This window comes from Streptomyces sp. NPDC019937 (assembly GCF_040631655.1).
GTDB lineage: Bacteria > Actinomycetota > Actinomycetes > Streptomycetales > Streptomycetaceae > Streptomyces.
In genome coordinates this window covers 70,472-80,892 of sequence record NZ_JBEYAL010000040.1, presented here as the reverse complement: position 1 = coordinate 80,892, position 10,421 = coordinate 70,472, and the positions used below count along the sequence as shown (strand labels likewise).

15 protein-coding genes and 1 pseudogene are annotated in these 10,421 nt (G+C 74.4%); 3 read left to right on the top strand and 13 right to left on the bottom strand.

All coding sequences use genetic code 11. From position 1 onward, the window contains the following. Positions 1-291 (top strand): annotated as a pseudogene (locus tag ABZ562_RS32340) (TetR family transcriptional regulator); the annotation flags it as partial. On the opposite strand, the gene ABZ562_RS32335 reads toward ABZ562_RS32340, so the two are convergent. From ABZ562_RS32335 to ABZ562_RS32295, 9 genes are all read right to left on the bottom strand, one after another. Further along, on the bottom strand, positions 256-885 hold the full coding sequence (locus ABZ562_RS32335) for a DJ-1/PfpI family protein (RefSeq protein WP_361486470.1): 630 nt from the start codon (positions 883-885) through the stop codon (positions 256-258). The pseudogene ABZ562_RS32340 and the gene ABZ562_RS32335 overlap by 36 nt on opposite strands. Continuing rightward, positions 882-1,853 carry a GlxA family transcriptional regulator gene (locus ABZ562_RS32330; protein WP_361486467.1) on the bottom strand — a complete coding sequence of 324 codons (972 nt, stop codon included), beginning with the start codon at positions 1,851-1,853 and terminating at the stop codon, positions 882-884. The genes ABZ562_RS32335 and ABZ562_RS32330 overlap by 4 nt, the downstream gene beginning before the upstream one ends. Positions 1,854-1,885: 32 nt before the next feature. Next, complete coding sequence (locus ABZ562_RS32325) at positions 1,886-2,167, bottom strand: hypothetical protein (RefSeq protein ID WP_361486464.1); 282 nt, start codon at positions 2,165-2,167, stop codon at positions 1,886-1,888. 136 nt (positions 2,168-2,303) lie between these two features. Beyond that, positions 2,304-2,744: a hypothetical protein gene (locus ABZ562_RS32320; protein WP_361486462.1), complete on the bottom strand. Its 441-nt coding sequence runs from the start codon at positions 2,742-2,744 to the stop codon at positions 2,304-2,306. Positions 2,745-2,897: 153 nt separating this feature from the next. Then, positions 2,898-3,257: an MmcQ/YjbR family DNA-binding protein gene (locus ABZ562_RS32315; protein ID WP_055552422.1), complete on the bottom strand. Its 360-nt coding sequence runs from the start codon at positions 3,255-3,257 to the stop codon at positions 2,898-2,900. A 155-nt stretch (positions 3,258-3,412) separates the two neighbouring features. Beyond that, positions 3,413-4,189 carry a GNAT family N-acetyltransferase gene (locus ABZ562_RS32310; RefSeq protein WP_361486459.1) on the bottom strand — a complete coding sequence of 259 codons (777 nt, stop codon included), beginning with the start codon at positions 4,187-4,189 and terminating at the stop codon, positions 3,413-3,415. An 82-nt stretch (positions 4,190-4,271) separates the two neighbouring features. After that, the gene (locus tag ABZ562_RS32305) at positions 4,272-4,661 is read right to left on the bottom strand and encodes a roadblock/LC7 domain-containing protein (protein WP_361486456.1); all 390 of its coding nucleotides are present in this window, start codon (positions 4,659-4,661) and stop codon (positions 4,272-4,274) included. A gap of 181 nt (positions 4,662-4,842) precedes the next feature. After that, a complete protein-coding gene (locus tag ABZ562_RS32300) occupies positions 4,843-5,679 on the bottom strand; it encodes a hypothetical protein (RefSeq protein ID WP_361486453.1) in 837 nt (278 codons plus the stop codon). Further along, complete coding sequence (locus tag ABZ562_RS32295) at positions 5,676-6,035, bottom strand: hypothetical protein (protein WP_234357014.1); 360 nt, start codon at positions 6,033-6,035, stop codon at positions 5,676-5,678. The genes ABZ562_RS32300 and ABZ562_RS32295 overlap by 4 nt, the downstream gene beginning before the upstream one ends. Before the next feature lie 174 nt (positions 6,036-6,209). Between ABZ562_RS32295 and ABZ562_RS32290 the strand changes: the two genes are divergently transcribed. Both ABZ562_RS32290 and ABZ562_RS32285 read left to right on the top strand, forming a co-directional pair. Next, positions 6,210-6,575, top strand: coding sequence for a hypothetical protein (locus ABZ562_RS32290; protein ID WP_361486450.1), 366 nt, complete (start codon positions 6,210-6,212; stop codon positions 6,573-6,575). Positions 6,576-6,586: 11 nt separating this feature from the next. Further along, a complete protein-coding gene (locus tag ABZ562_RS32285) occupies positions 6,587-7,246 on the top strand; it encodes a PhzF family phenazine biosynthesis protein (protein WP_361486448.1) in 660 nt (219 codons plus the stop codon). A gap of 28 nt (positions 7,247-7,274) precedes the next feature. Here the strand turns inward: ABZ562_RS32285 and ABZ562_RS32280 are convergent, their stop codons facing one another. The 4 genes from ABZ562_RS32280 to ABZ562_RS32265 form a co-directional block, all read right to left on the bottom strand. Then, the gene (locus tag ABZ562_RS32280; protein ID WP_361486447.1) at positions 7,275-7,595 is read right to left on the bottom strand and encodes a hypothetical protein; all 321 of its coding nucleotides are present in this window, start codon (positions 7,593-7,595) and stop codon (positions 7,275-7,277) included. Next, the gene (locus ABZ562_RS32275; RefSeq protein ID WP_361486446.1) at positions 7,592-7,906 is read right to left on the bottom strand and encodes a hypothetical protein; all 315 of its coding nucleotides are present in this window, start codon (positions 7,904-7,906) and stop codon (positions 7,592-7,594) included. Before ABZ562_RS32275 ends, ABZ562_RS32280 begins: the two co-directional genes overlap by 4 nt. After that, positions 7,897-8,775 (bottom strand): glycosyltransferase family 39 protein, encoded by an 879-nt coding sequence (locus ABZ562_RS32270; RefSeq protein WP_361486444.1) that lies wholly within the window; start codon positions 8,773-8,775, stop codon positions 7,897-7,899. The genes ABZ562_RS32275 and ABZ562_RS32270 overlap by 10 nt, the downstream gene beginning before the upstream one ends. A gap of 146 nt (positions 8,776-8,921) precedes the next feature. Further along, entirely contained in the window at positions 8,922-10,412 is a 1,491-nt protein-coding gene (locus ABZ562_RS32265) for a PLP-dependent aminotransferase family protein (RefSeq protein WP_361486442.1), read from the bottom strand. Positions 10,413-10,421: the final 9 nt, after the last annotated feature.

The following is a 10,421-nucleotide window of genomic DNA, read 5'->3' as shown; positions in this document are numbered from 1 at the left end:
GTGACCGTGCTGATGGCGGCCGCCATCGAGGACACCGAGTCCGCACTCCACGCTTCGTGCGTCACCCTGCGCGCGGCCGGCACGCGGCTTCTCACCCGTGCTCAGGCCGCGGGTTCGGCGCGGACGGACATCGACGGCACCGATCTGTTCGCGCTGATCGCGGCGCTCGCGTGGCTCGGCGATCAACCCTCGCTCGCGCCGCGCGCCGATCACCTCTTCGATGTGGTCGCGAGCGCGATCCTGACGAGCGAAGGACTAGACCGCCGAACCGATGCCTCCCACGGCCGATGACGGCTCGTCGGCCAGGTACGGCGGGGCGGGCTCGTACTGGATGTAGCGGCGTACGGCGCGGGCGTGGTCCACGCCGTGGAGGCGGCCGACGAGCCACAGCGCCATGTCGATCCCGGCCGAGACGCCCTGACTGGTGACCAGGGTGCCGTCCACGACGTACCGCGCGTCGCGCACCACCGTGATGTCGCCGCGCGCCTCCAGCGTGTCCTCGAAGAGATGGTGGGTGGCGACCCTGCGGCCGCGCGCCGGGCCCGCCTCGTGCAGGAGCAGCGCCCCGGTGCAGACGCTGGTGGTCCAGGCGGCGGCAGCGGAGGTGCGGCGGATCCAGTCGGTGACCGCCGGGTTGGACACCTCGCTGCGGGTGCCGTTGCCACCCGGCACCAGCAGGACGTCCAGGGGCGGGTGGTCGTCCAGCGTGTGGTCCGGCAGCACCCGCATGCCCTTGTTGCAGCGGACGGCGCCGGGCCGTTCGGCGACGAGGACGGCGGTGTCGGCGTGGTCGCGCAGCATCGAGGAGACGGTGAACACCTCCCAGGGGCCGGTGAAGTCGAGCTCCTCGGCGCCCTCGAAGACCAGCAGTCCGTACGTCGTCATATCTGCTCCTTGGTGGATCGGAATCGGTCCCGGTAGTCGGACGGCGCGACGCCGACGTGCCGGTGGAACGCGCGGCGCAGGGTTTCGGCGGTGCCGAAGCCGTACCGCCGGGCGATGGTCTCCACCGGGTCGTCGCCCCCGGCGAGCGCGCGCTGCGCCGCCTCCACGCGCACGCGCTCCACATAGGCCGCGGGCGGGGTGCCCAGTTCGGCGGTGAACCTGCGCTGCAGATGGCGGGGGCTCAGCCCGGCGCACGCGGCCAGTTCGGCGATGCCGTGCCGGGCGCCGGGATCGGCGTGGATCGCGGACACCACGGCGCGCAGGGAGTCGGTGGCGGGCTGCGCCGACCACAGCCCCACGCTGAACTGGGACTGGCCGCCGGGGCGGCGCAGGAACAGCACCATCTCGCGGGCGACGGCGTGGGCCACTTCCCGCCCCAGATCCGCCTCCACCAGGGCGAGCGCGAGGTCCATCCCGGCCGTCACCCCGGCCGAGGTCCACACCCGGCCGTCCCGGATGAAGATGGGGTCGCAGTCGACCCGCAGACCGGGGTGTTCCCGGGCGAGCTGCTCCGCGCGCCCCCAGTGGGTGGTCACCCGGAGCCCGTCGAGGAGTCCGGCGGCGGCGAGCAGGAACACCCCGCTGCACACCGAGGTGATCCGGCGGGCACCGGCCGCGGCCTCGGCGATCCACCCGGTCAGCGCCGGATCGTGGCACGCCCGGTCGACCCCGGTGCCGCCCGCCACCACCAGGGTGTCGACGCCACCGGGGTCGAGATCGGCCACTCCGTGCGCGGCGTGCACCGGCAGTCCGCTGGACGACGCCACGGGCCCCGGGCGGGGCGCCACGATCTGGCGGCGGTAGCCGCCCGCGAGGGTGCCGGCGTACTGGAACACCTCATGCGGGCCGGTGAGATCGAGGGACTGGAACCCGTCGAAGATCACGAAGACGATGCGTCGCTCGTTCACCCCTCCAGGCTGCGTTCCCGCCCGTCATGGCGTCAACGACACATACCCCACACATCGCGCCATGCCGTGCGCAGGGACCGCAGGAACCCGCCGCGGCGCGGCACCGGGGCGGTCACGGCCGTACGGGGCGGCCGGGCCGCGGGGGGCGACGCGGCGGTACGGGGCGGCACGCTCGCGGGCGGGGCTGGCACGGGGACGGCCTCGGAAGGCTCGATCGGGGGTGCGGTCGCGTCGGACTGGGCGGGGACGGTGGACCGGCGTGCGGCTTCGGCGCGCACCAGTGCACCCATGGCGGCGTAGACGTCGATGGGCATGCGGGGGCTCCTGCGGTGTCGGACGGCGGTTGGCTGATCCGGGGCAGGCCGTACCGCACCCGCGCTCCGCCCGTGCGACGGCGGCGCATACGGGAGATGCGGGAGGGGTGGGGTGACGGAACGGCCCGGGGCCCGCTCAGCAGCGCAGAACGACGTCCCGTGCGGGGAGCCGGCGGGGCGCGGCGTCGGCGGCGGAGCCGGACACGGCGGTGGCCGCCGTACGGTCCGTGGCGCGAGCGCGGTCGACGGCGACGGCGAGGTGCAGGGGGGCCGTGGGGAGGGACCGGTGGGAGCCGACCGCGGCGGCGCAGGCGTTCCCGGGATGACCGGCCGGGTGGCGGCCCAGCTCATGGGCGGCGCGGGCGGCCGGGCGCGGGGTGGACGGTTCGTCCTCCTCCGGCGCCGCGACCGGTGCCAGGACGCCGGGCCCGCAGCGGTGCGCGGAGGGCGGCGGCGGATGGACGGCGCCGAGGGTGAGCAGACCGTGCAGCAGGGTGATCGCCAGCAGCGCGATCACCAGGACGGTGCACGGCCGGCCGGGGGCAGCGCGGCGGTTCGTCTCACGGCCGTGCACCATGCGGCCTCCCTCGCTGGTCTCCTTCCAGAGAACCGCGAAGAGCGGAAGCAAGCACTCCGATAGCCCGAAAGAGGCGGGCATTTCACCCGTGTCGGTTACCTCCTCGAACGCGCATACCCGCGTATTTTCGAGGAGGCGCACCCCGGGAGGGCGTCAGTCCGAGGTCGCGGCGCCGGGGTCCGGCAGCGCGTCGAGCAGCGCGGTCGGCGCGGCCTGCCGCCAGGAGTCGACGAGGATGTCCCGCAGCTCGTCCAGGTCCTCCAGGGCGGCGAGCCGCACCCGCACCCAGGCGAAGCCCGCCTCGTGGTCGGCGATCCAGAACTTCTCCGGCTCGGCGAGCGCGAGTTCGTCCCGCTCCACCTTGGGGCACCGGACGGCCATCGAGGTCTCGTCCTCGGGGAGCGTGGCGAACATCTTCCCGGCGACCCGGAAGGTGGGCATCGACCAGGCGATCTTCTCGGTGGTCTGCGGCAGCGACAGCGCGATCCGGCGGACGTCGTCAGGCGTGATCATGGCATGACCGTAGAGCACACCACCGACAACGCCACCGGGTACGGCGGGCGGGGGCGCTGCGTGCGACGAGCGCGGGGCCGGAAGGTGCCGCCCGCCGCGGCAGCGGCTGATGTCACAGCGGCGTCGGGAGCCCGGCATGATCCACACGACACCCCCTAGCTGTCGTACACGTACGGCGTGGTGGTGGTCAGCGGCACGAAGCCGAGCCGCTCCAGGATCGGGCGGCTCTGGTCGGACGCGTCGACCTGCAGGTAGCGGTAGCCGCGCTCGGCGGCGATCCGGGCGCGGAAGGCGATCAGGGCCCGGTACAGGCCCCGGCCGCGCCACTCCGCCACGGTGCCGCCGCCCCACAGCCCGGCGAAGTCCGCTCCCGGGGGCAGTTCCATCCGCGCGGCGCTCACCGGCCGGTCACCGGCCATGGCCACGACCGGGACGACCGTGTCCGGCGCCTCGCGCAGCCGGGTGAGCAGCCGGTGCCGGAGATGGCCGCTGTCGGTGCCGAACGCCCGCGCGTGGACGTCCACCATGAGGTCCACCCCCGCGGCGTCGGTGACCTGGAGCAGCCGCAGGCCCTCGGGGAGTTCGACGGCGGTGGGCAGATCCCCCACGGGTGCGACCATCACCGTCTCCTCGGGCTCGGCGGCGAAACCGGCCGCCGCGAGCCGCCCGCCGAGGTCGCCGGGCCGGTCATGGGCGTACAGCTTCCACTCGAAGGCGTGCCCCCGGGCGGCGAAGTACCGGATCTGCGCCGCGATGGCCGCGTCCGCCGTGGAGGCGTCCAGATCCGACCAGAGGACGCCGTTCCAGTCGTCCGCGGCGCCGGTCTGCCGCACCACCCCGTCCACGCGCTCGACCCGGGTCCCGGGTCCGTCGGCCCGCGCCCCCTCTCTCAGCTGCCGGTCGAACAGCTCCCGTACTGCGTCAAGGTCCATCCGGTCACCCCAGCACCGGGGATCCGCGCCCGCAACCGGTTTACCGGCGGGGCCACTTGACCGGCCGGAGCCGGCCGCACGGTCAGGCCAGCAGGCCGCCGAGCCGTTCCACGACGGCCGGGGCTTCCCGGCGCAGCGCGGCCAGGTCCAGGCCCTCGTCGCCGAGGATCACCAGCAGGGCCTGTTCGCCGACGGCCAGGACGACGCTGTAGCCGCCGTTGCACCGGGTGACCACCTCGCGCAGGCTGCCCAGCCCCACTTCGGCGGCGGAGCGCTTGCCCAGCGCGAGTGAGGCCGCGGAGAGGGCGGCCAGGGACTCCGGCTGCACATCGGCGGTGTCGGCGGCCACCAGCAGTCCGTCGGTGGTGGCGATGATGCTCTCGGAGATGCCCAGGACCTGCCCGCGCAGACCGGTCAGTTCCTTGACGAGGTCGCCGGACGACGCGCCGGCGGCGGGTGGGGGGTTGGTCATGGGGGTCCTCCTCGGACTCCGTCGGGGCCCGCCGCCGCGGCCGTGGGCTGCTGCTCCGGACTGCGGCCCTGTGCTGCGGCTGTGATGCGAGCCGGTGGAACTCCTGAAACCCGCGGCGATTCCACGGGGAACACGGCCCGCGGGCACCCGGTGCCCGCGGAAGTCGCTGTCCGCGCCGGGGTCAGCCGGCGCTCTCCGGCCGCCGGTCGGCCGGGGTGCGTCTGGGCAGGCCGCCACCGGTGGCGGCCACGGCGCGCGGGGGCTCCGCACCGGGGTCGCGGGGCGCGACGCGGGGCGCGGTGGCCGGAGCCTGCGGGGGTTCCGGCTGGATGAGCTGAAGCGCCTTCATACGGGAGATGTCGAGCATCACCGCATAGACGCCGCGGCCCAGCGCGAAGGCGATGTCCCGGGGTGTCCGGCGTCCGTCGGCGCTGAGGAGGATGTCGCGGTAGCGGGCGGAGAGCCGTCCGATCCCGGCGGTGGCGCGGGCGGACGGCCGGATCCGCTCCTGGCCGAACTCCCGTACCGAGCCGAGGGACTTGGCCAGCTGCCGCACCCGGCGGCTGGTCTCCTCGGTGAGCCGCCGGGGGTCGGTGCCCTCGTGGTGGCCCAGCCGGGGGCCGGGGGTCTCCCGGTCGACCTGCCAGCTGTCGGGGGTGCTGAGCGCCATGGCGAAGGCGGCGTCGTACAGGGCGCTCACGCACAGGACCTCGAGTTCGGCGGCGCCGATGTGACCCTGCTCCACGAGCGTCGCGTCGAGCCGTCCGCCGGGGCCCGCCGCGGTGCAGGCGGCGTCCCACTCCACCTCGCCGATCCGCCGGGACCTCAGCAGCAGCGCCTCCACGGTGGGCGCCCCGGGGGTCTCGATCGCGCGGATCGCCCCGTGGTGCAGATGAATCGTCCCGCCGATCGACCCGGAGACGACCACGGCCCCGCTGAAACGATCCTGCTGGAGCGAGAGCAGCAGGCCGGGGACGTTGCGCGGCGACGTGCGATGGCGCTCGGTGCCGTCGCTCATGTCAGCACGGCCTTGGCCTGATCGGCCATGTGCCGCATGGCGAGGGCGAGGTTGGTGCGGTCGCGGTCGGCCGAGGCGCACAGCAGCAGCGGGTCCTGGCCCCGCGGCACCACCTGGGTGATGTGGTGGAAGCGCGAGCTGGTGACGACCACGCTCTCCAGCTCTCCTGCCGCACCCGCCTGGTTCAGCCGGTCGCTGATCAGACTGACCGTTTCCGCGAGTTCGTCGCCCCGGCCGACGGCGTCGGCGTCCCCCGCCGTGGCGTAGTGGAGCCCGGTGACCGCGTCCACCAGACGGACGCCCACCACTCCCGGAGACGCGAGCGCTCCGGAGAGCGCCGCTTCGGCTGCGTTCACCTGTGACCTTTCGCTGCGTCCCATCCGGCACGTTAGTTTAAGCATCATCTTGCACAACTTGGACCACTCGGCTACTAGTTATGGTTCCCGAGCTATCGTCTGGCGACAGCTTTGGTACCAACGGGCCAACGGGCCCCGGCGAGCAGCCATGCGTCAGCCATGCGAAGGAAGCACATGAACATCGAGAGCGCCCTCAAAGAAGCGATGGCCATCGACGGGGCCCTGGGGGCCGCGCTCGTGGACTACGAAAGCGGCATGTCGCTCGGGTCGATCGGCGGGGGCCAGGAACTCGACCTCGAGATCGCCGCGGCGGGCAACACCGAGGTCGTCCGGGCCAAGGTCCGCACGCTCGCCACGCTCGGCATCACGGACGCCATCGAGGACATCCTGATCACGCTCGGGGCGCAGTACCACCTCATCCGGCTGATCTCCGGCAGCCATGGGTCGCTCTTCCTCTATCTGGCCCTGGACCGGTCCCGGGCCAACCTGGCGCTCGCCCGGCACGGGCTGAAGCGCATCGAGAACGAGCTGGCCGTCTGATTCACTGGACCATGACGGACCTCGACGTACTCAGGGTGTTCCGCGGTCCCCGCGGACACGGCGGCAATGAACTCGGCGTGGTGCGCGACGGCCGCGCCGTGACCGGTGAGCGGTCACGGCAGGAGCTGGCCGCCCGGCTGGGCTTCAGCGAGACCGTCTTCGTCGACGATCCGGAGCGCGGCGTCGTCGACATCTACACCCCGAGCGTCCGGCTGCCCTTCGCCGGTCATCCGCTGGTGGGCGTTGCCTGGCTGCTGGACCTCCCCGAGCTGCTTCCGCCCGTCGGCGAGGTCCCGGCCCGCCAGGACGGCGAGTTCACCTGGATCGGCGGCCACCCCGCGTGGGCGCCCGGTCGGCGCACCGAGCGGTACGCCTCCCCCGCCGAGGTCGACGCCCTTCCCGCGCCTCCGGAGGGCGAGGGCTGGTTGTACGCGTGGGCCTGGCAGGACGAACCGGCGGGCCGGGTGCGCGCCCGCGCCTTCCCGCGCCGCGGCGACGGGATCGTGGAGGACGAGGCCACCGGCGCCGCCGCCCTGGTTCTCTCCGGTGAGCTGGGCCGCGCCCTCAACATCACGCAGGGCGAGGGCTCCCAGATCCTCACCAGCCCCCAGCCGGACGGGTCCATCGAGATCGGCGGCCGGGTCGCCCTCACCGAGGTCCGCTCGCTGTGATCCGAGAGCGCCGCACGCCTCCCCTGTCTCAGGAGAAGTGGCGCAGCGCGGGCCACAGTTCCGGCCAGGACCGGGCCGTTCCCGTGCACAGCACGACCGCGGCGTGCGATTCCTCGTTGTCCACGCCGTGGCGGTTGTCGACCCGGGCCACCTGGCGGCAGCCGGTGAAGTGGCGGGTGACGCGGTCGCTTCCGTCCTGGTGGACCAGCAGCACCGGGCCGTCGGCGGCGGCGGGAGGCGGGTCCCAGTCGGCGTAGCTCATATGGCCGGAGTAGGGGTGGGGCAGCCCGTGGCGCGGGCCGTAGCGGGTGAGGGCACCCGCCTCGCCGTAGTTCTCGGCGAAGATCACGGCGCGGGCGCGCCGCTCTGCGGGATCCGGGCCCAGCCGGCCCCGACCGCGTCCACCAGGGCGGGCCAGCCGATCTGTTCGCCCTGCTCCGGGTTGACGGCGTTCACCACGGACAGCCCGCCGGGCGGCAGCAGCGGCAGGGACACCAGCGCGCTCATCGCGGCTGATACGGCCACGTCCGCCGCCACCGCCACGGTCGGGGCGGTGCGGGCGGTGCGGGTCATCCATCCGGCGACCGGCTCGCAGCCCGCCGCCAGGAGGACGAGAAGCAGCGGAAGCGCGTAATACGGTTTGCCCCTGGTCAGCAGCACCAGCGCGCACGGCAGCGGATACGCCAGGGGCATGGCGCGGGCCGGCGCAGCGCGGGATCGCGCCACAGCCGCCGCCAGCCCGCGATCCACACGGGTACGAACAGCGGGGACAGATAGACGATCTGCTGCGGGACGAACATCAGCCGGTTCTCGGCCCCGTCGTCCGAGCTGATCCCGCCGGCCACCGTCAGCTGCGGCCACCCGTGTGCGGCCTGCCACCCCACGTTCGGCAGGGCGGGCGCCGCCGCGACGGCGGCGCCCGCCACCCACCATCCGCCGCGCAACGTACGCCGCGGCCCGACCGCGAGGACGGCCGCCACCAGGACGACGAGCAGCAGCACCACCAGGTATTTGTTGAGCAGCCCGATTCCGGCGGCCGCTCCGACCGCCCACCACCGGCGGCCGTCCCCGGTGCGCAGCGCCCGCAGGACCAGGAGACAGATCAGCAACCAGGCGAGCAGATCGAAGGTGGTCGTGGAGACCATGTGGCCGGTGCCCAGGACGAGGCCCGAGGCGGCCGCGCAGCACGCCGCCAGCAGCTGCGCCGCACGGCCCCCGCCCAGCTCCCGAGCCAGGGCGGCGACCAGGACGACGACGGCGGCGCAGGCGAGCGTGGCCGGCACCCGCAGGCCCGCTGGGCTGTTCCCGAAGACGGCGGTGGCCGCCCGGGCGAGCAGCGGGGTCAGCGGGGGCTGGTCCGCGTACCCCCAGGCCGGGTGGTCTCCGGCGGCCAGGAAGTACAGCTCGTCGCGGTGGTAGCCGTAGCGTCCGAAGAGCGCGGTGAGCACCGCGGCGACGGCGGCGGCGACGCCGAGGACCGGACCGGTGGCGAAAGGCGCCGGTGCCGCCCGGTGGTTCGTCGCGGCCATGGCCCACCCCCCGGGTGCACGGCGCCCCCTGCGCCGTCGGCCCGAGCGCAGCGTAGCGGCGCGCCGCCGCACCCCGCACCCGGAACGACCGCGTCCCCGCTTCAGGGCAGGCGGCTGCTTCGGCGCAGGGTGCGCAGCCGTCTGCTTCAGCGGAGGGTGCGCAGCGCGTCGCCGAGGAGGGCCACGCCTTCCGTGATCTCCGTGGCCGTGCGCGCGGCGTAGCCCAGCACCAGTCCGGGCCGGTGCGGGCGGCGCCGACTGTGCCAGGACAGCGGCTGGACCTTCACTCCGCGGGCGAGCGCGGCGGCGGCGAGATCGGTGTCGGCGAACCCGGCGCCGAAGGTGACCATCAGATGCAGTCCCGCCGCGGCGCCGTGCACCACCGCGCCGGGCAGCCGGGCGCCGATGGCGTCGATCATCGCGTCCCGGCGGCGGCGGTGGCGGGTGCGCAGCAGCCGCAGCTGACGCTCCATCGCCCCCGACTCCATCAGCTGCGCCAGCACCAGCTGGGGCAGCGCGGCGTTGCCGAGGTCGGCGTAGCGCTTGACCTCGACGAGGGCGTCACAGTACTGGGGCGGCGGGATCATCCAGCCGGTGCGCAGGGCGGGGGCCAGCAGTTTGGACACGCTTCCGACGTACACGACCCGTTCCGGCAGCATCGAGCGCAGGGCCGGGACCGGGGACCGGTCGTAGCGGTGCTCGGCGTCGTAGTCGTCCTCGACGACGAGCCCGCCCGCCTCCGCCCACCGCTTCAGCTCACGGCGCCGCCGTCCGCCGAGCACCACACCGGTGGGGAACTGATGGGCCGGGGTGACCAGGACGGCGGGGGCGCCCTGGGCGCGCAGCGCGTCGACCCGGATGCCCTCGGCGTCGACCGGGACCGGTGGGGTGTCCAGCCGTGTGTGGCGCAGATGCTGCCGGACCCCGAGCGACCCGGGGTCCTCCACTGCGATCTCCCGGATTCCGTCGTCGCCGAGCACCCGTCCGAGCAGCGCGAGGGCCTGGGTGGTGCCCGCGACGACCACGATCTCGTCGGGCTCGGCCCGGATCCCGCGGTTGCGGGCCAGCCAGTGGGCGATGGCGAGCCGGAGTACCGGGGCGCCGCGGGGATCGCCATAGCCGAAGTCGGAGGCGGTGAGGGCGGCGAGTACGGTGCGTTCGGCGCGCAGCCATGCGGTGCGCGGGAACGCGGTGAGGTCGGGGACTCCGGGGGACAGATCGATCCGGGCCGGGGCCGCGCGCAGCACGTCGAACACGTCCGGGCCGGGCACGGTGGCGAACACGCTGCCCGGCGTCGCGGCGGCGGGCGGCGGCGCCGGTACGGGCGGACGTGCCGTCACGGGCGCGGCCACGACGACGGTGCCGCCGCGCCCGCGCCCGGCGACGTGCCCGTCCTCGGTGAGCCGCCGGTACGCCTCGGTCACCACGCCCCGGGACACGCGCAGTTCGGCGGCCAGCACCCGGGTGGCCGGAAGCCTGCACCCGACCGGCAGCCGTCCGTCGGCTATGGCGAGCCGGAGCCGCCGGGCCAGCCAGTCGGAGAGCCCGCCGGGCGGCGCGTCGCCGAGGTCCAGCTGCAGGAAGTCGGCACCGGGCGCTATGGACCTGTTGACAGCACCTTCATTGGACCTGTCCATCGGGCCATT